Here is a 25,149-nt window from a genome sequence, read left to right on the forward strand (position 1 = left end):
AAAGGAAAGGAAGGTTTAAAAATGTTCAAAAGTCTTTCAAATTATATTACAGCAAAGAGTTTTAGTATTCCTATGCAGCTAATAAACAACTTAAAAGAACGCACAAAAATAGAAAAGAAAACTGTTATAACAATTGAGCCATCCAGTACATTTCAAGAGGTAATAGGTTTTGGTGGAGCACTTACAGAGGCTGCCGCGGTAAATATAATGTCACTTTTCCCACACCAGCAAGAAGAGATTTTAAGAGGGTACTTTGACCCTGAAAAGGGGCTTGGCTACAAACTTTGTAGAATTCACATGAACAGCTGTGATTTTTGTGTTGACAGTTATAGCTGTGATGATGTTGAAGGAGATATAGAACTGAAACACTTTAACATTGAACGAGACAAAAAGATGGTAATTCCACTTCTAAAAAGGATAAAGGAGTATTGCAAAGACCTCAAAATCCTCGTTTCGCCATGGAGTCCGCCTGCATGGATGAAAACAAATGGTGATATGTGCCATGGTGGAAAGCTAAAAGATGAGTATAAAAAAACATGGGCAAGGTTTTTCTGCAAATTCATAAAAGCATATAAAGAAGAAGGGATTGATATATGGGCTGTAACAGTTCAAAATGAGCCGATGGCAACTCAAGTGTGGGAGTCGTGCATATACACAGCTGAAGAAGAAAGGGATTTTGTGAAGGATTACTTAGGACCAACTCTTGAAGAAGAAGGGCTTTCCCATATAAAAATACTTATATGGGACCACAACAAAGACATCATATATGACAGGGTAAAAACAATTTTGAGTGACAAAGAAGCTGCTAAGTATGTGTGGGGAGTTGCATTCCACTGGTATGGAGGAGACCATTTTGACCAGCTCAAAAAAATAAAAGAAGAATTTCCTGATGTCAATTTGGTGTTTACCGAAGGTTGTCAGGAAGGTGGAGTAAAGCTTGGTTCCTGGGAGCTTGGAGAAAGGTATGCTCATGAGATAATTGGTGATTTTAACAGTTACACAATTGGATTTATGGATTGGAATATTGTTCTTGACACAATGGGTGGACCTAATCATGTAGGGAACTTTTGCGACGCTCCAATAATAGTTGATAAAGACCAGAAAAAGATTTACTATCAAAATGCATATTATTATATAGGGCATTTTTCTAAATTCATAAGGCCGGGAGCTAAAGTAGTCAAAAGTAGCTGCAGTGATGCAAGACTTAAAGTTTTGGCAGCGAAGAACCAGGACGATACTTTAGCAGTGGTTGTCTTTAATAAAAACCCAGAGGAAATAGAGTTTAGTATGGTTATTGGAGAGAAAATATTCTGTGGAAAGTCTCCAGCAAGGTCTATATTGACCATTGTTCTGGAAAAGTAAAATATAAATAAAAAGGGTGGGCGAAAAAGCCCACCTTTAATTTTGAGAGCTATAAAGAGTCCTGTACTTTGTTGGTGAAAGTCCCACCTTTTTCTTAAAGACGTTTATAAAACGGGTGTGTAAATAATTTTGTGTATTTAAGATAAACCGTCCTTCTTGGTAAGTAATCATTCAGAATTTAATTGCCAACTTTCTATTTTTTAGTATTACCTTTTTAATATTTTTTATGCATAAATTTTTAACTTCATGGAGAAAATTTAATACTGGGTTATAATATTCTCTTTTTTATTTGTTTTTTTAACTGCTTCTATAGAAGCAGTTAAAAAAACACGAACTGACGATTGCTATCTACTTTATATATTCTTTCAGCCGTTCAGGATACATTATCAAAAGCTGATCCAGTATTATATCCCAATTTTTATACCTCTGAGTCCACTTTCTTACAATATTTTTGGTCGCAAGATAAAGCGTCTTTTCTAAAGCTATATCATTTGGAAATACTGATTTTGACTTTGTAACTTTCCTAAACTGTCTGTGGACACCTTCTATAATGTTTGTTGTATAGATTATTCTTCTAATCTCTGGGGAAAACTTGAAAAACGAAGTTAACAAATCCCAATTGCTTTCCCAGCTTCTGAATGCGTAAGGATATTGTTTCCCCCATTTTTCTTTTATTTGACAAAAATTCTCAAAAGCCTCTTCTTCATTTATCGCTTGGTATACTTTCTTGAAATCTCTTGAAAATTCTTTTATGTGTTTATACGAAACATACTTAAAGGAGTTTCTCATTAAGGTAGAATAATGCATCTTTGAATATCACTCTTTGGAAATACTGCTTCTATTGCCTCTTTTAAACCAGTTAGCCCATCGACACAAAACAGCAGGACTTCTTCTACACCTCTTGTCTTTAAATCATTCAATCGACCTTGCCAAAACTTTGAACTTTCACATTCTCCTATCCATATTCCTAAAACATCCTTGTATCCTTCAATGTTAATACCTAAAACAACATAGGCAGCTTTATTCACAATTTTACCCTCATCTTTTATCTTGTAATGGATCGCATCCATGAAAATAAACGGATATATCTTTTCTAACGGTCTGTTTTGCCATTCTCTTATCTCTGGTATTATTTTTTCTGTAATTTTGCTTACCATCTCAGCAGATACTTCAATACCATAGATATCTTTTATTTGGTCATGAATATCTCTTGTTGTCATTCCTCTGGAATACAAAGCAATTATTTTATCTTCAATTTCAGAGATATCTCTCTTATATTTGGGAATTATCTTGGGTTCAAATTCACCTTCTCTGTCTCTTGGTATATCAATTTCCATCTCTCCAAATTTTGTTTTTACAGTCTTCTGAGTATATCCGTTTCGAGAGTTAGTAGTTTGTTTGTTCTTAACGTCATATTTCTCATAACCTAGAGTTTCTTCAATCTCTGCTTCTAAAAAGCTTTGAAGTACATCCTTAAACAAGTCTTTTAAACTTTCGTAAATATCACTTACGCTCTGAATATTGTTTTTTCTTATAAACTCTAAGAGCTGCTCTTTTGTTAAAACATTTTCCATAACAAAAAACCTCCTTCTTGGATATTTTTGTTTATATTTTGATTCTTACCAAGAAGGAGGTCCTTATACTTTACACAAAATTATTTATAGTCTCTATAAAACTGTTAGGGTATATGTATCCTACTTTTAAAGCAATTTCATTTACAGAATAGTTGGTTTGCGTGAGCAATAGCTTAGCTTTTTCTATTCTCAGGTGAGTAAGGTTATGAATAGTGTTTAAAGTATTAAAAACTATTTAAAATTTTGCTAAATACTATTCTTTGTTAGGCTACATTCAACCTAACTGGGTGTAACCCCACACCCTCTATCCCCTCAGCAAATGCTTCGGGGAATACTTTTCTTATAATGTTATACGCACTGTTAACATCCGCATTTATTAATATCCCTTTGTTGCTCCTAAATAAGCCTCTCTTTATTCTTCGACGTGGATTATAATTTATTTCTTTGATTTCTTCCCCATCTAAAAAACTGCAGCCACTTGTGTAGCTCTCCTCTGTAATTATTACACTAATCCCTTCTTCTTCACACTTATACTTGAGCATATTTACAAACTGATTAAATGGTATAGAAGCAAAATTGGGAGTTAAAATAAAATTGTGTCCACTGTATAATTAGTATTGAAATAATTATCAAGGGGGCTACTTAAAATGAATAAAAACGAAATTATTGAGACTGCTAAAAACATGGCTGTAGAGCAAGTATTAAATATGTATTGCTCCAAAGATGATCCTAACCGCCCAGCTCTAAAGCAACTCTTAGAAAACTTGCTCGATTGCTTTATGTTATCGGAAAGATCAGTGTACCTTGCTAAAAATGACAATGACAAAGGCAATGGTTTTTACGATAGAAAACTTGCAACACCTGTTGGCAGTCTTGAAATCTCTGTCCCTCGCACACGTACTGGTAATTTCCGACCTTCTATCCTCCCTGACCGCTACAAAAGAGTTGATAGTTCATACACTGACCTGCTTATGTCTTTAGTCGTCAATGGTTATTCCGAAAGTTCCCTTGTCCAGACTTTGAAAGCTTTGAATCTTCCATATTCCGAAAATGAAATACTAAAAATCAAAGAAGACCTTAAAAATGAGCTTCAGTTATTCAAACAAAGAGAACTACCAACAAGTGCTTTTGCTCTCATCATCGATGGTTATCATTGTGAAGTTAAGGATAATTCTAAGGTTAAACAAGCTACTTGTTATGTTGTCCTCGGTATCGACTTAGAAGGTAAAAAAGACATTTTCGGTGTCTACACTTTCTTCGGCAAAGAAAATAAGGCTGATTGGATGAAAGTATTTGAAGACTTAATTACAAGAGGGCTAAAAGAGATTCTAATTGTCATAAGTGATGACTTCCCTGGTATTATAGATGCTGTCAAACTTGCTTATCCTCTTGCTGACCATCAACTGTGTTTTGTCCACCTCCAACGTAATGTCAGAAAACATATGACAAAAGAGGATGCTTCAGCTTTTAACAAGAGTTTAGACAGACTTAGAATTTCTTCCTCCGATTTTGACGAAGCTGTACTGAAATTTAAAGAACTTTGCGATGGATACCTTTCAAAATATCCTCGATTTATTAAAGCAATATCAGAAAAAGCAGAGTTTTATCTTGCCCATATGAAATACCCTGAGGAATTAAGGAAGCATATCTACACCACAAACGCCGTTGAAAGTGTAAATAGCATGATTGAAAAGGCAAGAAGTAAATTCAGGTGGATACTTTCAGTCTGTTGAAGTCTTAGAAATTAATATTTACTTACAGCGAGAGAACTTACGCCGTACAAAATGGAAAAATGGAGTTCCCAGTATTAGAAAATGCATCAATAACATAACCCAACTTTACAACTTGCGTTATAAATTGGAAACACAAAATTCTTGACAAGTCTCGCAAAATTTTGATTATTTACTTTGCCAAGCTCTATCTCCTGCTTCCAGTTTGGATTATACCCAACAACAAGGGTGTCTATTTCGTGTTGCTTACACCAGTTGACTATAAAACGGCTTGCTTTGTGCATAAAATCCTTAATCTTGTTGTTCCTCTTTAAAGTCAACTTCTCTATTCTTTTGCTACTTCCTCTATTGCCTACATAACTCATAAGCTGTGCTCTTTTCTTGTTGTAATACTGATTTATTGACTTAATAACTTTGCCATTAATAACAATAGGCTTTATGCCTATGTTATTTACTAAAGTTACAAAGTTATTAAGCCCTAAATCTATACCTGCTATCCTCTTTGGTGGTCTTTTTACCTTGGCTATTTCCTTTTCATAAACTATTTCAACTACATAAATGCTTCCTTTTGGTATTATCCTGACTTCTTTTAATTTGTCTGTTATCCTTGTCTTTAGCTTTAATTCTGTCTTCGGAAAAGTCAAATAACCATTTTTAATCTTGCACTGCTGATTTGTAAAAATAGAAATAGCCCTGCCGTCTTTTTTCTTATACTTTGGTAATTTAGGTCTACCCAAAAATTTACTTTTATCTTTGCCCCATTCTTTCATTGCTTTAAAAAATGACTTCCAGTTTTTATCAAGAAGTCTTAGCACTTGCTGTGAAGTCTGAGCTGGCAGGCTCTTATAACTCTCATGGTCTTTTAACATTTTGTCAAGTTCTCTGTATCTTATCCACCTGCCACTTTTTATAAATTCCTGTCTTACAGTGTAGTTTGCAAAGTTGTATAAATTCTTTGCTGCAAAACACACTTTATCACAATAATTCCATAACTCATGGTTCTTGTTTATCTGTATTTGCTCTGTCCTCTTGAGTATTATCTTCAAACACCTCACTTTCTAAAAGCTTTCTTATTTTTTGAATTTTTCTTTTGCTATAAAATTTCATACTGTAACAGTAGAGCAAACTTATAATTTCTTCAATTATTTCCTGAGAATCAAGCTTCTTGCTTCCAACTTCCGATGCAACTACTATTTCAGTGTTAAATTTTCTAAATAAGCGTTTAAACAATTCAAATCCCACTCTGCTCAACCTATCTTTATAGGCTATAACAACCCTTTGTACCTTACCTGCAAGAATATCTATCGGGCATTTTAAAAAATTCATTTCTTTTTTCAAAGCTAATTCCCCATGCTTGTTCAGAGAATACTCCGTGTATTTTATAGCCACTATTAAAACAAAACTGTTTTAATAATTCAATTTGATTTTCTAAATCCCTCTTTAGTTTTGGAGTTGAAACCCTTGCATAAATAGTTGTAATCATAAAATCCATTTGGCATAACCGTTACTCTTATTTTCCCTTCTTTTACATACTTAGTTAGGGTTGGTCTTGATATTACTAATAATTCCAGAACTTCTTTTGCTTTCATATTTATATCATCCATAAATACTATAGCACAATTTAGAAGCCAGGCAAATATATTTTATTAAAAATTTTAATATGTTTAAAACCGTTTATTAATTTTTGCAACTAGATAAAAAAGGCATTATTAATTATGAAATTGAAATAGAAGGACAAGAGTGCGATAAGAAAGAAGTAAGGGTGACAGTTGTTGATAAGGAAGGGAAGAAAGTTGCAGAGAATATAGGGAAAAGTGGGATACTTGAAATTTCTGATGCGCAATTTTGGGAACCTGACAATCCGTACCTTTACGCATTGAACGTTGAAACCATTGAAGATGGTGTGGTTGAAGACCTCTATACTCTTCCAGTAGGAATTAGGACTGTAAAGGTTGAGGGCAATAAACTTTTACTCAACAACAAACCAATTTACCTAAAAGGATTTGGCAAGCATGAAGATGCTGATATAAGAGGAAAAGGATATGATCCTGTAATAGCCATAAAAGATTTTAATCTGCTGAAATGGATAGGAGCTAACTCATTCAGAACTTCGCATTATCCATATGCAGAGGAGATTTTGAATTTGGCAGACGAGCAAGGTATTTTAATAATAGATGAAGCACCAGCTGTTGGTATGAACTTTTTCAACAAAAATGAGAAAGTGTTCTGCAAAGACAGGGTAAACGAAGAAACTCTAAAACATCATATTCAAGTAATAAGGGAGCTTATAGCAAGGGATAAAAATCATCCATGTGTAATAATGTGGAGCGTGGCAAATGAGGCAGCAACATACGAAGAAGAGGCATATGAATATTTCAAAAAAGTAGTAGATGAGGTCAAAAAACTTGATAGTACAAGACCTGTAACGATAGTTGAATCTTCATTTCCTGATGAGACAAAAGTGGGAAGTCTTGTTGACGTCATATGTGTAAACAGATACTACTCATGGTATACAGATTGTGGGAAACTTGATTTGATAGAATTTCAATTAGAGAAAGAATTAAAACGTTGGTATGAACTATTCAAAAAACCGATTATTGTTTCAGAATATGGAGCCGATACTATAGCGGGATTTCATAGCGACCCACCTGTCATGTTTTCTGAAGAGTATCAATGCGAAATGTTAGAAAGATTTCACAGAGTTTTTGATAGATTAGATTTTGTAGTAGGCGAGCATGTTTGGAATTTTGCAGACTTTGCAACAAAGCAGGCTGTTCACAGAGTAATGGGCAACAGAAAAGGTGTATTTACAAGACAAAGACAGCCAAAAATGGCAGCATTTTTACTAAAAAAGAGATGGCAAAATTCAGAGTACAAAAAGTTGGAGGATTAAAGATGCTTAAAATAAAAGATGAAGGTATAAAAGATAAGCTTAAATTTAGCAGCTCACCTATGGTAGACAGAGCATTTGTAGAAGGAGTTCTTAAACTTGTACTTTTAAAGCTCGATAGGATGATAGAAAAATTTGATGACAAGTTTTTATCACCTGCAAGCAAAAGCCTCAAGTATGATGTTGTAGATAATATCTACTGGACATCGTCATTTTATACTGGTATGCTTTGGCTTGCATATGAACTCACAGGTGAGGAAAAATATAAGGACTTAGCTAAAAGGCATTTGGATAGCTTTGAAAAAAAGACTCAAAAGTAAGAGCTACGTAGATACTCACGACCTTGGATTTTTATATACTCTTTCTTGTTTGCAGGTTACAAGGTAGCAAATGATGAAAGAGCAAAAGACATTGCAATAGAAGCGGCAAGGCAGCTTTGTACAAGGTACTCGGAAAAACCCGGTGTAATTCAGGCATGGGGTGCTATGGACGATCCTACCCAAAAAGGTAGGATAATAATAGACTGTCTGATGAACCTTCCGCTTTTGTATTGGGCAAGCATACAGACAGGTGATAAGAAGTTTTTTGATATAGCCCTCAAACACGCACAAATGACTGCCGAGAATATAGTAAGAGAAGATGCGTCAACCTTCCATACATTCTATTTTGATGTTGAAACAGGTAAGCCTATATATGGCTCAACTCATCAAGGATATTCGGACAATTCGTGCTGGGCAAGAGGGCAGGCTTGGGGGATATATGGATTTGTTTTGAGTTACAAGTACACACGGGATTGGGCTTTCATGGATGTTGCAAAAAAACTTTTGAATTATTTTCTTAACAGATTGCCAGAAGACTATGTGCCTTATTGGGACTTGGTTTTCACAGAAGGTGAGCAGCCAAGAGACAGCTCAGCAGCAGCAATTTGTGCCTGTGGAATATTAGAGATGTTAAAGTTTATACCACTTTGTGATGAGTACAGAGAGTATTATGAAAATGCAGTAAAAAATATGGTATTTTCATTGTCGACAAACTACTTAGCCTCTAAAGAGCTGAATTCAGACGGTTTGCTTTTGCATGGTGTTTATAATAAACCGAAAAATGAAGGTGTGAATGAACACACAATATGGGGTGATTATTTCTTTTTAGAAGCATTGGCAAGATTGTTGCAATATTGGCACGAATACTGGTAAACAAAAAGGCTTCCTTTAAGGAGGCCTTTTATTTATAAAATATTTTCCAAAATCTTTACTAAGGTTTTGGCATTTTCCACTGCATAACCGTTAAAATCATTGTTAAAATATACGTAAATTTTTTCACAAATTTTAGAATATTCCTTTATATCTATTGCAAGATTTTTAAGCTCAGATTCTGAGTAGCTTGAAGAAAACATTTCTTTTGGGCCATGAAGTCGAATATATGCAAAATTAGCAGTTATAATTTTTTCTTTAGGATAGCGACTTGAATCTGCAATTACAAATGCTATATTTTTGCTTCTTAAAATGTCATATATATCATCTACAAACCAGCTTTTATGCCTAAATTCAATTGCAAACACAAAATTTTCCTTGTCATCCAAGAAATTAAATAATCTTTTTACATTTTCCTCATCAGCCTTAAAGCTTGGAGGTAACTGTAACAAAATTGCTCCAAGCTTTTCTTTTAGCAATTTTACTCTATTCTCAAACTTTTTCCACTCATCTTCAACATTCAAAAACCTTTTGATATGGGTTATAGTCCTTGGAGCTTTTAAAGAAAATACAAATTCAGCTTGTGAAAAGTTCAACCAGTTCAAGACAGTTTTTTCTTGAGGAAGTCTATAAAAACTTGAATTAATTTCTGTTGTTCTAAAATGCATTACATAAAACTCAAACATTCTGGATGTTGGCAATTTTTCAGGATAAAATATTCCTCTCCAGTGGGAATATGAAAAACCAGATGTGCCAATATAAATTTTTAAATTATTCATACACCTCTCCCCCAGTTTATAAAAAACCATGCTACTTTGTTATATAAACCTCATCCCATGTATGAAAATTATCTTTTATAACAGTATCGTTGATATTAGTTTTGTCAACACCTATGGGGTCAATAAAAAAAATGGGAACATTTTTGTAACCATTGTTAATAGTGTAGTTAGGTTTTAAAGGTTTGCCTTTTATGAGCCTGTCAACTATATCAAGCGTGAGGTCAACAAGTTTGTCGATGGGTTTGTATACTGTCATGAGCTGAGTGCCCTTGACAATTCTTTGACATGCTGAGATGTCTGCATCTTGGCCTGTTACAGGTACACTGCCTGCAAGCCTCTTTTCAGAGAGTGCCATAATAGCGCCTTCAGCAAGAGAATCATTCGAAGCTAAAACCGCGTCAATTCTTTTACCCTCTTCTAAAAGGTTGTTAACATAATTATAGGCATACTCCTTTCTCCAATTATAACAATATTTTTCTAAGATGTTGTTAATTTGCTTTTTCTGAATAAATAAATCCAATACTTTGTGATAGCCTTCCTTAATCATCTGAACATTGTAATCTCCGGGGTCGCCAAGTAAAAAGACGTAGTTTCCATATGGAACTTTTTTCAAAAGCCATTTTGCCATAAGCTCCCCTACTTTGTAATTGTTAAAAGAAACATATACATCGATGTCACTGTTTTTAACAAGTCTGTCATAACTTATAACTTTTATCCCCTTCTTTTTCGCTAAATTTATTGCACTGCTACATTTTTCGTAATTATTAGGAACAATAATCAAAATGTTTATGTTCTTACCCAAAAGATATTTAACCTGATTTATTTGTTCAATATCATTTTCATTTGCATTGACCCATTCAACTTCATATCCTCTTTCATGTGCTTTTGCAATCAAGATGTCTCTGTCTTTGAACCATCTTTCCTCCTTAAGTGTACCCATTGCAAAGCCAATTCTCACTTTTGATGGTTTTAAAAATTTTTGCTCATTTTTAGAAATATCAGGGATATGTGCAATTAAAATTATAATACCTGCTACAACAAGAATCAGCAAAAAAAACACCCAAAAAATTTTTACTTTACTTCTTTTTGATGGCTTTTTAGTTTTATAAATATGGTTCATATCATCATCCCTCTTTTTAAATTAGATGGAATTTATATCTGCTGGTGAGTTTCTAAAAGCAGAGGGTGTCATCCCCGTGAACTTTTTAAAAGCCTTAATAAAATAGTTTGGGTCAGAAAAACCAACTGCAAATGATATTTCTTTTATACTCTTTGATGTATTTTTCAGAAGCTGACAAGCTTTTTGAATTCTAAGCTTTGTAAGGTATGTCTTGAAACTTACACCTGTGTATTTTTTAAACAATTTGCTGAAATAATATGGATTAAAGTTAAAGGTTGAACTTATCTGTGAAAGTGTAATTTCGTTACTGTAGTTTTGGTTTATAAACTCTATTGCTTTGTTTATTGAATCGTTGCTTATAATCTGTTCATGTTTGCTTTTTGCCTTGCTAAAAAGTGTCAGTACAGCTTTTTTAAATATTTCTATAATCTGTTCATAAGAAGAATTAAGTATTTGCGAAATTAATTTTTCTACATCTATAGACTCATCACTGGTTGCTATTCCAGTTTCAAGCAACAACATTATAATAAGTTTTATCACCTTGTATTTTAGGTTATTTTCCCCAAAAAGTTCAATGTACAATCTGCATAGCTGGGTCATATAGTTTTCTATCATAGGGATTTGTGTTGGGTTGTTGAAAGAATGAATCAGTTTTGCTTCTAAATTTTCTGTCAATAACAGAAGATGTTCATTTTCTTCATTTTCTTCTGGGAACTCTAAGTCAAGAGTTAAATGGTATGCCTCCCAGAATGCATTTTCGTATCCTTCTTCTAAGTAATAAAGGTCACTAAATCCAATTTTAATACTATTCCAGTAAGGTTTTTGTTTTAGAATTTCCTGAATTTTTTCTTGCAAAACCTCTACTTCTTTCTGCGACTGAGCTGGGAAAAAACAAATGAGATACTCACCCATGCCAATTGATGTTAAAACTTTGTGTTCAAAAGAGATTTTTATGTCTTTTCGAATATTGTCAAGTTCTTTGAAGCTTGAGACCAAATCATTTTTGTCTTTGAGAGTTAAAACCATTAAAAAACCGCTTTTGAGATTTGTGCCAAAGATTTTTTCATATTGATTTACATCAACAATATCGAATGCATTTTTGAATATTAAAGTAGGTATAAAACTATTTTCAAGCAAGTTTCTCATTACAATCAGCTGTGCATTTTTTTCTATGCTTTCTTTTGTTTTGGCCAAAATGCTATCTACTTGGGCTATTGCAGAGTGTATGGTTGAGATTATATCTTCTATTGAATACGGTTTTAGGATATATGCAAATGCCTTTTCCTTTATTGCTTTTTTGGCAAACTCAAACCTATCGTATGCAGAAACAATAATGAAAATTGGGAAATCTGAATTTCTCATTTTCCTGTACTCTTCTATAAGTTCAAGTCCGCCCAAGTCTGGCATTTTAATGTCTATAAAAGCTATATGGTAAGAATAAAAAAGCAAGTTTTCAAGTGCTTCTCTACCTGATGTAAATGTAGAAATTTCAAAATCTATATCCAGATTATTTTCGAGTATAAACTTAATAGAATCTACAACTATTTTTTCATCGTCGGCAATTAAAACTTTATACGTCATAAAGTATTCACCTCATTTTTTGGAAGCTTTGAATAATCTGTTATAAACGGCACTTTTATTATCACTTTTGTTCCACCTTCAACATTTGACTCTATATAAAGAGGTCTTTCAACACCGTAAAAGTACGAAAGACGTTTTGCAATGTTACTAAGTCCTATTCCAGTTGTTTTATTGTCTTCAAATGAAAAGTTTTTCAAGTCTTCAAGTATTTCTTCTTCGATTCCACTTCCATTGTCCCAGACAACAATCTCTACATTTTCTTTAACCTTGTGTGCCATAATTTTTATAAGTCCGCTTTCTTTTTCTTTGAATCCATGAACAATAGCATTTTCAACAAGTGGCTGAAGTATCATGCATGGCATAAGTAAAAGCTTTGTGTCATCTTCAACATTGATTTCAACAGTTATCTTATTACCAAATCTCATGCGATATATATACATGTAATTATTTACATTTTCTATTTCATCTTCAAGCTTTACAATCCTGTTTATATTGTGAACAACATATCTTAAATAATTTGAGGTTCTAAGCAAAATCTCATATGTCTGCTTTGCATTTTCAAACATGGCTATCTGAAGAATAGTGTTTAAAGTATTGAACAAAAAGTGAGGGTTTATCTGAGCTTGCAGGTTCTTCAGCTCTGCTTCTTGCAGTGCCTGTCTGTACTTTATCGCTTCAATCTTTTGTTGGGCATACATTCTTTCAATTTCAGCTTTTTCTTCAAGCTTTTTAACCATATCTTTTATGTTTGAAATCATGTTATAAAAAGACTGGTACAAAACTGCAACCTCATCGTTAGAAGAATATTGCGGGAGCTGAGCTTCTAAGTTGCCATGGGCTATCTTGTTTGCCACCTTTGAAAGATTAATAATCGGTGTTGTAAATGTGTTGCTGAAGACTATGCTCAGTAAAGAAGCAAATAATGTCCATACAAGTATTACCAGTGTATTAATTCTTCTTATGTCATTTAGCTGTTTTTGCGCTTTATGATGAATCTCCATTGTAAATTTTATCTTCTGTTCACTAAATTTTTCAAGATAAACATTTAAAAATTTTGAAAAATCAACATATTCAGAATATGTTTTAGAAAGCGGTAATTTCCTTTTTTGAAAATTACAAGTCGTTCAGTTAACTTACTAAGATACTCAAATATAGTAATTAAATTTGTATAGTATAGGTATTCTTCTTTTGTTGTAATTTTGTTTTCAAGGGCTGTTAGTTGTTCGTCAATTGAATTTAGAGAGCCGTAAACAGAAAGCATAGAATCAGAGTCTCCTGAAATTAGATATCTTTGAAGATTAGAATTTAGCAAAGATATTTCTTCTTTTGTTGTATTGATTGTATTTATTGTTTCAAATGTTTCGTTTACCAGATTTACAATGTAACTATTGTTGTACTGAATTAAAATATCAATTGCAAGCAGTGACAAAATTATTATAAAGAAAAATGCAAGAAGCTTGCTCTGCACAGAAAAAAACTTCATTTTAATCACCTTTATTCAATAACGTTAAAATTTGTTGAAATATAAGAAGATGCATGACCAAACTTTTTCCAGCTAAGTATTGCCTCGCAAAGCTTTTGAGAGATTAAATCTCCTTTGTCGTTTATAATACCATTGATTATCTTTTCTTTTACATATTTTTGAAGTTTTTCATTGGTACCAGCACCAATTACAATAAATTTGTCAAGCTTATTAAAGGTTATAATATTTTGAGCAATTGTAAGAGTGTCTGTCTCACTTCCAATATAAATTACATTGAATCTTAGTTTGTCTTCTACAATGAGCTGTCTTGCAACCTCCTCAGATGGAAATGCAGGGTATTCAAAGTTAAAGTTTTTTATAGTAATTTCTTTTATACCTTTAGATTTTAGAAAATCAGTAAGGCCTTTTACCTCAAGTGTCCCCCCAATTGTTGTATAAAAAGGATTGACAATTGCTATTCTTAAGTTTTTTGGAATGCTATTTTTTTCATTTAAAACTTTGTATATAATCTTTCCAGCTATCTTTCCTTTATAATAATAATCAATCCCTACAAATACATCTTCGTATTTAAAGAGCATATCATTAAATAGGGATACAATAAAAATACTATTGCTTTTGATAATTGGCAACATCTGAGCAATTTCTTTTGAATTGTATATATTGCACATAACAATTGCATCTGGTTTTGTCACAGTTGCCAATTTCAAATATTTATATGCTTCTGCAGAGGTGTTATAAAATACAATATCACTTATAATTCCCTTCTTTTCGGAGGTATCTTTATATTTTTCCAAAAACCAGTTCCAGTATGTCTGATTTTGAGGTAGTATCATCATTATCTTTACTGAATTTTTAAAGTTTGTCTTTTTATCCGTGATATTTATAAATCTTATATTATAAATGTCATATAATGCAATAGCTACAAAGATGATTGCACTAAAAAAAGCTATCAATCTAAAGCTCAAATTTTGCAGTCTTTTTCGCATCTTTGTTTTCCTCCCTCAACAACCATTATAGCATTTTTGATACACGGCACCCTATAGTAATTTTTTGATATCAAAAAAATGCTATTCATTTTGTAATGTAAATTTAATAATTCCACCAACACGTCAAAAAATAATAGTGTTTTTGAAAATGTTTATTGTTAAAATGATATTGCAAAACAAACAAAAAAATTTAAGAGGGAGGTTAAATTGTAATGAAAAAGTCACTATTAAGAATTGTTGCTATTTTTGTCGCGGTTGCATTCATAGTTGGTATTGGCTTTGCAGTTATTCCAAAGTATGCAAGTGCAAAATCTTCTAAAAAGCAAATCAAAATTGGATTATCTTTGGCTACTTTGCAGGAGGAAAGATGGCACAAAGACAGAGATGAGTTTGTAAAAGCAGCTCAAAAGCTTGGTGCAAAAGTTTTGGTTCAAGCTGCCAATATGGATGATGTGAAACAAAAAGAACAGTGTGAGAATTTAATTAGCCAGGGTGTAGATGTTTTGGTTATAGTTCCAAACAATGCAGAAGTTTTCACATCCATCATTGATGAAGCACACAAAGCTAAAATACCAGTAATTTCATACGACAGATTAATTAAGAATGCAAATGTCGACCTTTATGTTTCATTTGACAATATAAAGGTTGGCGAACTTCAGGGTAAGTATTTGACATCAAAAGTTCCAAAGGGTAACTACTTTGTATTCAGAGGTGCTCCAACAGACAACAACGCAACACTCTTCTACCAAGGAGCTATGAAGTACATCCAGCCTCTTGTAAAGAGTGGCAAAGTAAAAGTTCTCTTTGACCAGCCAGTAAAAGACTGGAAACCAGAAGAGGCTTTGAGACTTTGTGAGAATGCTCTTACTGCAGCAAAGAACAACGTTCAAGGAATCTTGGCGCCAAACGATGGAACAGCTGGTGGAATCATTCAGGCTCTCAAAGCACAGGGTCTTGCTGGCAAGGTTGTTGTAACAGGTCAGGATGCAGACCTTGCAGCTGTAAAGAGAATTGTTGAAGGTACACAGACAATGACAGTGTTCAAAGATGTAAGACTTTTAGCTAAAAAAGCGGCAGAAGTTGCAGTTGAGCTTGCAAAAGGCAAAAAAGTTTCACAGCTCAAAGACGTGAATGGTAAGGTTTATAATGGAAAGATTAATGTTCCATCAGTGCTTTTGACACCTATTGCGGTTGATAAGTCTAACATTGACAAGGTACTTATCCAGAGCGGTTGGTTTACCAAGGAACAGGTTTATGGCAAGAAGTAATTTTGAAGTTTTTTATTGAAAAGTTTGACTTTAATTTCTGGGAAGGGGTGGGCTTTTCCCCCTTCTCAGAATTTAATTTTGAAGGGGTGAAGGTGGTATTTAAAGATGAGCGAATATATTCTTGAGATGGTACACATAACAAAAGAATTTCCAGGCGTCAAAGCACTTGACGATGTAACTTTTAAGGTTAAAAAAGGGGAGATTCACGCTCTTGTTGGCGAAAATGGTGCAGGAAAATCTACTTTGATGAAGATTTTAAGCGGTGTGTATCCATATGGCACATACAGCGGAGATATTTTTATTGAAGGTAAAAAACAACATTTTAGAAATATAAAAGATAGCGAACATGCCGGCGTTGCAATAATTTATCAGGAGCTAACACTTGTTAAAGGCATGACTGTTGGCGAGAACATCTTTCTTGGCAGAGAACCTGTGGTAAACGGGATTATAAACTGGAATAAGGTATATGCTGATTCTAAAAAACTTTTCGAAAAACTAAACATTGAAATAGATGTTTATGAAAAAGTAGAAAATTTAGGAATAGGCCAGCAGCAGATGGTTGAAATTGCAAAAGCTATTTCTAAAAATAGTAAAATTTTGATACTTGATGAGCCAACTGCAGCATTAACTGAGAGTGAAACAAGGCAGCTTTTCAGAATTTTAAAAGACCTCAAAAACCACGGGGTTACTTGCATATATATCTCTCACAGGCTTGAAGAGATATTTGAAATAGCAGACACAGTAACAGTTTTAAGAGATGGTAAAACAATCTCAACAGACCCAATATCAAATCTCACAGAAGATGAGATAATAAAAAGAATGGTTGGGCGAGAGCTTACACAGAGGTATCCAAAAGTACCGCACAAAGCAAAAAGAACAATTATGGAAGTTAGAAACTTCTCTGTCTATGACAAAGACAATCCAGAAAAGAAAATTATTGATAATGTAAGCTTTGAGATAAAAGAAGGAGAAATTTTAGGTATTTCAGGACTTATGGGAGCTGGTAGAACTGAGCTTTTTATGAGTATATTTGGTGCATATCCAGGAAGAAAAGAAGGAGAAATCTGGCTTGAAGGAAAGAAAATAAGTATAAATAACCCCAGAGAAGCAATAGAACACGGGATATGCTATCTTTCAGAAGATAGAAAACGATATGGGCTTGTGCTCATGATGGATATAAAAGACAACATATTACTTCCAAACTATCAGAAATTTGCAAGTGCAGGTATCATAAATATTCCAAAGTCGCTCAGCACAGCTTTAGATTATGTTGGCAAGCTCAGAATTAAAATAGCTTCACCTTTCCAGCAGGTTATGAATTTGAGCGGTGGTAACCAGCAAAAGGTTATCATTGCTAAATGGCTTCTGGCAAATCCAAAGATTTTGATTTTGGATGAGCCGACAAGAGGTATTGACGTTGGTGCAAAATATGAAATTTATAACCTTATGAACCAGTTTGTTGACCAAGGCGTTGGAATAGTCATGATTTCGTCAGAACTTCCTGAGATTTTGGGTATGTCAGATAGAATACTTGTTATGCAAAAGGGCAAAATTGCAGGTCAGCTCATGGCCGATGAGGCAACTCAAGAAAAGATTATGACTTTAGCAACAGGAGGAAGATAGAGTATGAATTGGAAGAAAAACTTACGAACTTACACTCTCATAATTGCAATACTCCTTATCTGGACCATATTTACAATACTTACTGAAGGCAATTTTTTAACACCACGAAATCTATCTATGCTTGCAAGACAGATGGCAATTACAGCACTTGTTGCAATTGGCATGGTATTTGTAATTGTTGCAGGGCATATTGACCTGTCGGTTGGCTCTGTTGTTGGATTTACTGGTGCTATTGCAGGTGTTTTGCAGGTTTGGCATGGCTGGTCAACACCATCAACCGTAATTGCCGTTTTGATAATTGGTGTTCTTATTGGTATTTGGCAAGGATACTGGGTTGCATACAGAGGTGTTCCGGCATTTATTGTTACACTTGCAGGAATGCTCATTTTCAGAGGCGGCGTGCTTTTAGCAAGCAAGGGTATCACAATCTCTCCCTTTAAGGAAAGCTTTACATTTATTGGGCAGGGATATTTGAACAAAGCTTTGAGCATTGCGTTTGGTGCTGTTTTAATTGTTGGATATTTGCTTTTAACAATTAGCCAAAGAAATAGAAGGAAAAAGTACAACTTAGAAGTTCTGCCAATAGGACTTGAGATAGCAAAGGCAGCAGTTGTAATTGCACTCATTTGCGCATTTACAGGTGTCATGATAAGCTATGAAGGAATTTCTATTCCTGTGCTGATACTTGTTATATTCACAATACTTTTAACATTTGTTTCTCAGAACACGACATTTGGCAAATATGTGTATGCAATAGGTGGAAACAAAGAAGCAGCAAGTCTTTCAGGTATAAATATCAAAAATGTTACAATGAAGATCTTTATTCTCATGGGATTTTTATCGGCGCTGGCAGGAATTGTGTTAACATCAAGACTTGACGCTGCAACATCTGGTGCTGGAACAAATATGGAACTTGATGCAATTGCAGCAGCAATCCTTGGTGGAACAAGCACACTTGGTGGTGAAGGAACAATTCCTGGTGCAATCATAGGTGCTTTGATTATGGCAAGCATTGACAATGGTATGAGCCTTTTAAATTTGGAATATTCATACCAGCTGATTGTAAAAGGTCTTGTGCTTGTATTTGCTGTATGGCTTGATATTATGTCAAGAAAGAAAGCTTAAAATTTTAATTTTTCCAGAGGGCCATAGCTTCAAACTAGTATTTTATGTTACATAAGAGAAATATTTAAAACGTTTGAAAGCTATGGCCTTTTAAGCTTTTAGTGCCCAAAAGTTTGAAGTTTATAATCTGTAGTAATATTAAGAAAGGTGGCTGTTTATGAAATTATGGGGAAGACTTGGTGTAAACTCTTTAAAAAAGATATTCAAAAAGGGGAGTCTTGCTCAGAAACTTAGTATTTTTATATTGGTTTTATTACTGGTTCCGATAACAATTATTGATATTTTTTCTGTGTCAAAAGCGGTAAATTCAGTAATAAACGAAAGCAAAAAGTCGTATTTGATTGCTACAAATTCAACAGCACAGTATTTTCAAGTCCTATTTGAAACAGCCAAAAACGCTGCAATTCAGGTAATGTCAAATGACAATATACAATCTTTTTGCACAGGGGAAAGCCAAAATCTAAAGGACAAAAATGAAAAAGCAAAAATAGCACAGGATGCAAAAAATATTATTGCAAATCTTGTAGTTACATCTGAAATATTCTCTGGTGCGTACATATTAACTAATAAACAATCTTCATTAATGTTTCCGCCTTTGCCTTTGAATTACCTTGACATCAATAAAATAACAAATTCAAAATGGTACAAAGCAATTATGAACTCGGCAGGATATGTTTTACTTTCTTCTCACAGAGAAAACTTTGATGAGGTTGCTGAAAATAACAACAGTCAGATTCCTGCTTATGCATGTTCAATTGGCTTTCAGTTCAGAGATTTAAAAACTAACCAGATAAAAGGTGTAATGCTTTTGGATATAAAGGAAGAGTGGTTAAGAGAAAAGCTTCAATCTACAGAACTCTCAAAGCAAGGCGTATTGACAATAGGTCTATTATCTGATGGGAAAATATTACTTCCACTGGATTGGCAGGAGAAAATGAATAGGAATATAAGACCAGATGAAAAATTTATTCAAAAGATTTTATCTCAGGTTAAAACTGGCAAGAAAGAAGGGGCTTTTGAGGTAATTTATCAACAAAAACCATACCTTATAACTTTTTCAAAGACTCAGTATTTTGACTGGACTGTAGTAGGTATGATACCTGTCAGTGCAATAGTAAAAAATGCGCGCAGTATGGAAGGTGTAATTATCTTACTTACAGTTATATTTACATTAATTGCTATTGTGTTTGGCATAATCTTTGCTCTAAAAATAGTAAAGGATATTGAAAAAATAACCAATGTTATGGCAATAGCTGAAAAAGGCGACTTAACAAATACCATTAATATAAGGCGCAGTGATGAGGTAGGAAGTCTTTCAAGAAGCTTTAACAATATGACCAAGAACATTAAAAAGCTTATAGAAAAGGGTATAAATTTGACACAGCAGGTAACATCCTCAATAGCATCTCTGACAACAATAGCAAGTGAAACATCGGCTGCTTCAAACGAAATAGCACGAGCAATTCAAGAAATCGCTGAGGGTGCAGGCAATCAGGCAAAAGAAGCTACAAATGTTTCTGAAATAGTATCACAGTTTGGTCAGAAAATAGAATCTATTGTTTATTCAATAGAACAAATAAATAAACTTTCAAAAGATGTATTTAAACTTTCAGAAGATGGTTTTGAAGCAGTAAAAAGTTTAGATAAAGTAACTGAAGACACTGTAAGTATTACAGATTCAATGATAAGAACAATAAATCAATTGACCGACTATTCAAAATCAATTGGGAAAATAATTAATCTTCTTGGTAGCATATCTGAGCAGACAAAACTACTTGCACTTAATGCATCAATAGAGGCAGCAAAGGCTGGTGAGGCAGGAAGAGGATTTGCAGTTGTTGCGAGCGAAATTCGCAAACTTGCTGATATGTCAAAAGAATCAACACGCGAGGTTGATAAGATAATAAAGAAAATAATAAATCAAACAAAAGAAGCACAGGAAATAGCAGACAAAGTGGGAGTTGTAATAAATAGACAGAATACAGCAGTTGATACTGTCACAGGTGCGTTTGGTAAAATAAAATTTGCAGTTGAAGAATTATTCGAAAAAATAGAAAATATAAATAAGTTAGTCTTATCAATAGACAATGAGAAGACAACAATAATTGAAAGTGTAGAAAATATTTCAGCCATATCACAAGAGACTGCAGCATCAACACAAGAAGTTTCAGCATCAACTGAAGAGCAATTAGCTGCAATTGAAGAGCTAAAATCCATGATTGAAAGGCTGAATATTTTAGCCCAAGACTTGTATCAGGCAATGCAGGTGTTTAGGGTTTGAATAGTAGAGCAGGCATATACTCTTAAAACAGTGCCTGCTCTTATTTATGTACAGATTTTATGGAATGTTTTTATTTTCCAAATATCTCTTCATATGAATGATAGTTATCTTTGATAATAAGATTTATGTTATTTTTTGTAACAGCAACAGGCTCAACTAAATATGCCGGAACCATTTTATACCCATTATTAACAAAATTCTTAGTATAAGGTAATTTATCTTTTTTAATAATCTTTTCAGCAATTTCTATTGCAAGATTAGATAGCTTTTTGATTGGTTTGTATACTGTCATGAGCTGATATCCATTTACAATCCTTCTACAAGCGCTAAGCTCAGCATCCTGCCCTACAACCGGAATTTTTCCTGCAAGCTTTTTTTCTGCTAAAGCAGAAATGGCTCCTTCTGCTAACGAGTCGTTTTGTGCCAAAATTGCATCAATACGCTTTCCTGACTGAAGAAGTTTTGCTACATATTCATAAGCATACTCTTTTTTCCATTTGTAACAATAGTCTTCAAGAAGAATATTGATTTTACCTGAGTTTACATATGGACTCAAGATTTTTCTATATCCTTCTTTTATTTGATAGGTATTATAATCCTTTGGATTTCCTAGAATAAAAACATAATTGCCAGAAGGTGATTGTTGCAGTAAGTATTTTGCCATAATTTCGCCAATATTTTGATTGTTAAATCCTACGTAAGCATCTATATTTGCGTCTAAAGCTATTCGGTCATAACATATAACGGGAATTTTTTTCTGGTTTGCAAGTTCAATTGCATTTTTTGCAGAATCATAGCTGCTGGGAACTATAATAAGCAAGTTTATACCTTTTGAAATAAGATATTTAACTTGTTGGTATTGGGTCATATCGTTTTCGTTTGCATTAGTCCACTCTACTTCAAAACCTTTCTCTTTAGATGCACTAATTAGATATTTTCTGTCAAAAAACCATCTTTCTTCTTTTAAAGTACTCATTGCAAATCCAATTTTAATCTGACGATTGATGTTGTTCTTTTTTAAAAAGTGAATATAAGCAAACAAAAAAATGATAATAAATGTCAATACAATAGCTAATGTAATTATGATTAATTTAAAATTTAGTATCTTTTTCATAACTGTTTCCTCACCTTTATTTATTTCTATTATTTCTGACTGAAGCAGGCGTCAAACCAGTGTATTTTTTAAATGCCTTGATAAAATAATTTGGGTCATCAAATCCAATTTCGTATGCTATTTCTTTTATTGGCATATTTGTTTCTGTCAAAAGCTTTTGTGCATGCTCTATTTTCAGTTTTATTAGGTACTCTTTAAAGTTTATACCAACTGATTTTTTGAAGATTTTACTAAAGTAATAAGGGCTAATATTTAATACTTGGCTCATCTCTTCTAAAGAGATATTCCTTTTAAAATTGTTTTTAATGTATTCAAGAGCCTGTGAAACTATACTACTTGAATTATATGTTTTCTTTTGTATAGCTGCTTCGCTAGTAATTATTTGGATTATTTCAAATGTTTTTTGGATTATCTCTACTTCATTATCAATTGAAATAACATCTTTTAAAAATTTTTCCATTGAATATATAACTTTTGCGTTTTCTTTAATGTTAATTTCAATTAATAACTGGATGACAAACAAAATTATCTTGAATCGCGCTTGGTTAATTCCATATGCCAAAGTATATTTTTTTACAAGCTCTGAAATTTGTTGTTGTTTTTGAATAATGTTAGTAGTTTTTAAAAGTGAATTTAACAATCTTTTTTCCATTATTTCAAGTTCTACATATAAGTCTGTGGTTTCTTCATTATCTTCATGAATTATATTACTGTAACTTTCTAAAAATGCTTCTTCAAAGTCATCATAAAGATTACATAAGTTACTCAGACCTATCTGTATTTCGGAATCTGTTTTAGATTTGATTATCTTTTTTAGTTTATCTTTTAACACTTCTTTGTAAGTCTCACTTTCAGCTGAAAATATACACAAAAGAGAGCTTGGAGATAAAAAAGATACAATGCATTTGTTTGAGAAAGCTGATTTGATTTCAGTTTTGAGTTCACTTAATATGTCTATATTATTTAACGAATTTTCTTGCTCTACCTTCAAAATTGCTACAATACCATATTGAATGTTTTGAATATCAAGGAACTGTTCTAATTGCCTTAGGTTAAAATCTGAAAATAGTTTGTTGTTCAAAATGAAAAATAAAAACCCATTTTCTATTAGAGATTGCATAGCTTTAATTTTTCTTTTCCTCTCCATTTCTTCTTTTTGCTTAGACAAAATGTTGTCAATTTCTTCAAAAGCTTTTTTTGTAATGTTTACAATGTCTGATACCAAGTAGGGCTTTAGTATATAAGAAAAAGCGCCAAGCTCGACAGATTTTCTTGCATATTCAAATTTGTCATGAGCTGAGATAATAATAAAAAGAGGAAAAGGATCTTTTTTTACTTTTCGGATTTCCTCCATTACTTCTATTCCGCTCATATCAGGCATTTGTATGTCTATAAAAACTACATGATAATTTTCAAACATCAGCTTTTGCAGCGCTTCTTCTCCATCATAAGCTTCGTCGATATTCATCTGTTCTGAAAAATTCTTTTTTAAAATATGCGAAATTGATTCAATTACGGTAGACTCATCATCACATATGAGAATCTTTTTCATTTTTTTCAGCTCCTCTTTATGATAATTGATTTATATAGGGAATAGTAATTGTTACGGTTGTTCCAATGTCCTTCTTTGACTCAATAAAAATAGGTTCTTTTATTCCAAAGAAAAACTCAAGCCTTTTTGTGATGTTTTCAATACCGATACCTGTAGAAGTCCTAGAAACAAATGACTTTTTAGTGATATCTGCCAAAACCTCAGGGTCTATACCGCTGCCATTGTCTATAATTTGAATTTTCACATAGCTGGTGTAATATTTTTTAGCAACTATTTTTATTGTTCCTTCTCTCTTTTTTGCAAACCCATGTACAATAGAATTTTCAACTATAGGCTGAAGTATCATGCTTGGTATTTTTGCATTTTCAATCTCTTTCTCAATATCAATTTCAAGATTAATTTTGTTTCTAAATCTTACATTATGAATGAATATATAATTCTTCACATTTTCAACCTCTTCACTCAGGGTTACAAGCTTATTTATGTTTTGAACACAGTATCTAAGATAATTAGAAGTTTTTATAAGCATATCATAAGTTTTATCCGCATTTTCCAACATTGCCATTTGAGCAAGTGTATTTAATGTATTAAACAAAAAATGTGGATTTATCTGAGCTTGGAGCGATTTTAGTTCTGCCTCTTGCAATGCTTGTTGATACTTTACCATTTCTATTTCCTTTTTTGCAAGTTCTTTCTCAAGTTCAGCCTTATCTTCAAGTTTTTTCAACATATCTTTAATGTTTTCAAGCATTTCACTAAAAGAATTATTTAAAATTCCTAATTCATCTGTAGAATCAACTTTTGGGATTGAAAAATTTAATTCTCCTTTTGCTACTTTGTTTGAGTACTTTGCAAGTCTTGATATTGGATCTGTTAGCTCTTTTGTGAAAAGAAGGCTAATTATTATTGAAAGTATAAACCATAATGCTATTACTACATAGTTTGTGTTTGTAATCTTTCGAATAGAGCTTTTTAAATTGTTATAATATTCAACGCTATGATTAATTTTACTTTGAGTAAATTTCTGTAAAAAATAATTTGCATAATCCAAACTTTCTATTGTGTCTGAAAGCTTCTTTGTGTAATCTTTTCCTTGTTTTTTATAAAGTATAACCATGTCAATGTTATCGTTTATTGTTTTATATATGTTAGTAATACTTCTTTTATAAACAATTTCATCTTCGCTCTGGCAAGTAAGCTGGTTTAATTCATAAGATATAGAATTTAAACTGTCATAGACGTTTAAGATTGAATCAGAATCTCCGGAAATAACATAAGATTGAATACTTCTGCTAATTGTTCCAAAGTTATTTGTTATAGTATTTATACTTTCAATGTTATGATAAGTCTTATCAAAGTAGTTGTGAAGAAAATTAACATTGAGCTGAATTAACAGGTTTATTGCGATTGTTGTAAGGATGAAGGTTAGAATAAAAAATATAAGTTTTCCCTTGTATGTCTTAAATGATAATATCATTTTCATCACCCAAC

The 25,149-nt window shown here is 32.9% G+C and carries 15 protein-coding genes and 6 pseudogenes; 8 read left to right on the forward strand and 13 right to left on the reverse strand.

Annotated features, from left to right (window positions below):
- Positions 1-21 precede the first annotated feature (21 nt).
- Complete coding sequence (locus CaldiYA01_RS00390; protein ID WP_207180237.1) at positions 22-1,362, forward strand: glycoside hydrolase family 30 protein; 1,341 nt, start codon at positions 22-24, stop codon at positions 1,360-1,362.
- A 348-nt stretch (positions 1,363-1,710) separates the two neighbouring features.
- Here CaldiYA01_RS00390 and CaldiYA01_RS00395 read toward each other — a convergent pair.
- Positions 1,711-2,936 (reverse strand): annotated as a pseudogene (locus CaldiYA01_RS00395) (IS256 family transposase).
- Between the two features lie 263 nt (positions 2,937-3,199).
- Positions 3,200-3,514 (reverse strand): annotated as a pseudogene (locus tag CaldiYA01_RS00400) (zinc ribbon domain-containing protein); the annotation flags it as partial.
- A 69-nt stretch (positions 3,515-3,583) separates the two neighbouring features.
- Here CaldiYA01_RS00400 and CaldiYA01_RS00405 point away from each other — a divergent pair.
- A pseudogene (locus CaldiYA01_RS00405) lies at positions 3,584-4,814 on the forward strand (IS256 family transposase).
- Between the two features lies 1 nt (position 4,815).
- Here CaldiYA01_RS00405 and CaldiYA01_RS00410 read toward each other — a convergent pair.
- Positions 4,816-5,712 (reverse strand): annotated as a pseudogene (locus tag CaldiYA01_RS00410) (RNA-guided endonuclease InsQ/TnpB family protein); the annotation flags it as partial.
- Positions 5,660-6,255 (reverse strand): annotated as a pseudogene (locus tag CaldiYA01_RS00415) (IS607 family transposase). The pseudogenes CaldiYA01_RS00410 and CaldiYA01_RS00415, both read right to left, overlap by 53 nt.
- A gap of 95 nt (positions 6,256-6,350) precedes the next feature.
- Between CaldiYA01_RS00415 and uidA the strand changes: the two are divergent.
- Both uidA and CaldiYA01_RS00430 read left to right on the forward strand, forming a co-directional pair.
- A complete protein-coding gene (gene uidA / locus CaldiYA01_RS00420) occupies positions 6,351-7,559 on the forward strand; it encodes a beta-glucuronidase (RefSeq protein WP_238480556.1) in 1,209 nt (402 codons plus the stop codon).
- A 2-nt stretch (positions 7,560-7,561) separates the two neighbouring features.
- Positions 7,562-8,749, forward strand: a pseudogene (locus tag CaldiYA01_RS00430) (glycoside hydrolase family 88 protein).
- A gap of 32 nt (positions 8,750-8,781) precedes the next feature.
- Here the strand turns inward: CaldiYA01_RS00430 and CaldiYA01_RS00435 are convergent.
- Genes CaldiYA01_RS00435 through CaldiYA01_RS00455 form a run of 6 tightly spaced genes read right to left on the reverse strand, consistent with a single transcriptional unit; the run spans position 8,782 to position 14,695 of the window.
- The gene (locus CaldiYA01_RS00435; protein WP_207180243.1) at positions 8,782-9,525 is read right to left on the reverse strand and encodes a DUF72 domain-containing protein; all 744 of its coding nucleotides are present in this window, start codon (positions 9,523-9,525) and stop codon (positions 8,782-8,784) included.
- A 31-nt stretch (positions 9,526-9,556) separates the two neighbouring features.
- On the reverse strand, positions 9,557-10,645 hold the full coding sequence (locus tag CaldiYA01_RS00440) for a sugar ABC transporter substrate-binding protein (protein WP_207180244.1): 1,089 nt from the start codon (positions 10,643-10,645) through the stop codon (positions 9,557-9,559).
- Positions 10,646-10,666: 21 nt separating this feature from the next.
- Positions 10,667-12,226 carry a helix-turn-helix domain-containing protein gene (locus tag CaldiYA01_RS00445; RefSeq protein WP_207180246.1) on the reverse strand — a complete coding sequence of 520 codons (1,560 nt, stop codon included), beginning with the start codon at positions 12,224-12,226 and terminating at the stop codon, positions 10,667-10,669.
- Positions 12,223-13,227 carry a sensor histidine kinase gene (locus CaldiYA01_RS00450; RefSeq protein ID WP_238480557.1) on the reverse strand — a complete coding sequence of 335 codons (1,005 nt, stop codon included), beginning with the start codon at positions 13,225-13,227 and terminating at the stop codon, positions 12,223-12,225. Before CaldiYA01_RS00450 ends, CaldiYA01_RS00445 begins: the two co-directional genes overlap by 4 nt.
- A 44-nt stretch (positions 13,228-13,271) precedes the next feature.
- Positions 13,272-13,709 carry a CHASE3 domain-containing protein gene (locus tag CaldiYA01_RS12205; protein WP_238480558.1) on the reverse strand — a complete coding sequence of 146 codons (438 nt, stop codon included), beginning with the start codon at positions 13,707-13,709 and terminating at the stop codon, positions 13,272-13,274.
- Between the two features lie 11 nt (positions 13,710-13,720).
- The gene (locus tag CaldiYA01_RS00455; protein WP_207180248.1) at positions 13,721-14,695 is read right to left on the reverse strand and encodes a sugar ABC transporter substrate-binding protein; all 975 of its coding nucleotides are present in this window, start codon (positions 14,693-14,695) and stop codon (positions 13,721-13,723) included.
- Positions 14,696-14,907: 212 nt separating this feature from the next.
- On the opposite strand from CaldiYA01_RS00455, the gene xylF reads away from it, so the two are divergent.
- From xylF to CaldiYA01_RS00475, 4 genes are all read left to right on the forward strand, one after another.
- Positions 14,908-15,963 carry a D-xylose ABC transporter substrate-binding protein gene (gene xylF / locus CaldiYA01_RS00460; RefSeq protein WP_207180250.1) on the forward strand — a complete coding sequence of 352 codons (1,056 nt, stop codon included), beginning with the start codon at positions 14,908-14,910 and terminating at the stop codon, positions 15,961-15,963.
- Positions 15,964-16,068: 105 nt separating this feature from the next.
- Positions 16,069-17,586 (forward strand): xylose ABC transporter ATP-binding protein, encoded by a 1,518-nt coding sequence (locus tag CaldiYA01_RS00465; protein ID WP_207180252.1) that lies wholly within the window; start codon positions 16,069-16,071, stop codon positions 17,584-17,586.
- Positions 17,587-17,589: 3 nt separating this feature from the next.
- Entirely contained in the window at positions 17,590-18,711 is a 1,122-nt protein-coding gene (locus CaldiYA01_RS00470; RefSeq protein ID WP_207180254.1) for a sugar ABC transporter permease, read from the forward strand.
- A gap of 157 nt (positions 18,712-18,868) precedes the next feature.
- Positions 18,869-20,992, forward strand: a complete 2,124-nt coding sequence (locus tag CaldiYA01_RS00475) for a methyl-accepting chemotaxis protein (RefSeq protein ID WP_207180256.1) — start codon at positions 18,869-18,871, stop codon at positions 20,990-20,992.
- A gap of 70 nt (positions 20,993-21,062) precedes the next feature.
- On the opposite strand, the gene CaldiYA01_RS00480 is transcribed toward CaldiYA01_RS00475, so the two are convergent.
- Genes CaldiYA01_RS00480 through CaldiYA01_RS00490 form a run of 3 tightly spaced genes read right to left on the reverse strand, consistent with a single transcriptional unit; the run spans position 21,063 to position 25,135 of the window.
- Positions 21,063-22,106, reverse strand: coding sequence for a sugar ABC transporter substrate-binding protein (locus CaldiYA01_RS00480; RefSeq protein ID WP_207180258.1), 1,044 nt, complete (start codon positions 22,104-22,106; stop codon positions 21,063-21,065).
- 16 nt (positions 22,107-22,122) lie between these two features.
- A complete protein-coding gene (locus CaldiYA01_RS00485; RefSeq protein WP_207180260.1) occupies positions 22,123-23,658 on the reverse strand; it encodes a response regulator transcription factor in 1,536 nt (511 codons plus the stop codon).
- Positions 23,659-23,674: 16 nt separating this feature from the next.
- The gene (locus CaldiYA01_RS00490) at positions 23,675-25,135 is read right to left on the reverse strand and encodes a sensor histidine kinase (protein ID WP_238480559.1); all 1,461 of its coding nucleotides are present in this window, start codon (positions 25,133-25,135) and stop codon (positions 23,675-23,677) included.
- Between the last annotated feature and the right edge of the window lie 14 nt (positions 25,136-25,149).

The sequence above is a fragment of the Caldicellulosiruptor diazotrophicus genome, assembly GCF_017347585.1.
Lineage (GTDB): Bacteria > Bacillota > Thermoanaerobacteria > Caldicellulosiruptorales > Caldicellulosiruptoraceae > Caldicellulosiruptor > Caldicellulosiruptor diazotrophicus.

Excerpts from the sequence above, each read along its gene's own strand:
- CaldiYA01_RS00480 (WP_207180258.1), bottom strand. The coding sequence starts at position 22,106 with ATGAAAAAGATACTAAATTTTAAATTAATCATAATTACATTAGCTATT.
- CaldiYA01_RS00445 (WP_207180246.1), bottom strand. The coding sequence starts at position 12,226 with ATGACGTATAAAGTTTTAATTGCCGACGATGAAAAAATAGTTGTAGAT.
- CaldiYA01_RS00465 (WP_207180252.1), top strand. The coding sequence starts at position 16,069 with ATGAGCGAATATATTCTTGAGATGGTACACATAACAAAAGAATTTCCA.
- CaldiYA01_RS00490 (WP_238480559.1), bottom strand. The coding sequence starts at position 25,135 with ATGATATTATCATTTAAGACATACAAGGGAAAACTTATATTTTTTATT.
- CaldiYA01_RS00470 (WP_207180254.1), top strand. The coding sequence starts at position 17,590 with ATGAATTGGAAGAAAAACTTACGAACTTACACTCTCATAATTGCAATA.
- CaldiYA01_RS00450 (WP_238480557.1), bottom strand. The coding sequence starts at position 13,227 with ATGGAGATTCATCATAAAGCGCAAAAACAGCTAAATGACATAAGAAGA.
- CaldiYA01_RS00440 (WP_207180244.1), bottom strand. The coding sequence starts at position 10,645 with ATGAACCATATTTATAAAACTAAAAAGCCATCAAAAAGAAGTAAAGTA.
- CaldiYA01_RS00475 (WP_207180256.1), top strand. The coding sequence starts at position 18,869 with ATGAAATTATGGGGAAGACTTGGTGTAAACTCTTTAAAAAAGATATTC.
- CaldiYA01_RS00390 (WP_207180237.1), top strand. The coding sequence starts at position 22 with ATGTTCAAAAGTCTTTCAAATTATATTACAGCAAAGAGTTTTAGTATT.
- xylF (WP_207180250.1), top strand. The coding sequence starts at position 14,908 with ATGAAAAAGTCACTATTAAGAATTGTTGCTATTTTTGTCGCGGTTGCA.
- CaldiYA01_RS00455 (WP_207180248.1), bottom strand. The coding sequence starts at position 14,695 with ATGCGAAAAAGACTGCAAAATTTGAGCTTTAGATTGATAGCTTTTTTT.
- CaldiYA01_RS12205 (WP_238480558.1), bottom strand. The coding sequence starts at position 13,709 with ATGAAGTTTTTTTCTGTGCAGAGCAAGCTTCTTGCATTTTTCTTTATA.
- CaldiYA01_RS00435 (WP_207180243.1), bottom strand. The coding sequence starts at position 9,525 with ATGAATAATTTAAAAATTTATATTGGCACATCTGGTTTTTCATATTCC.
- CaldiYA01_RS00485 (WP_207180260.1), bottom strand. The coding sequence starts at position 23,658 with ATGAAAAAGATTCTCATATGTGATGATGAGTCTACCGTAATTGAATCA.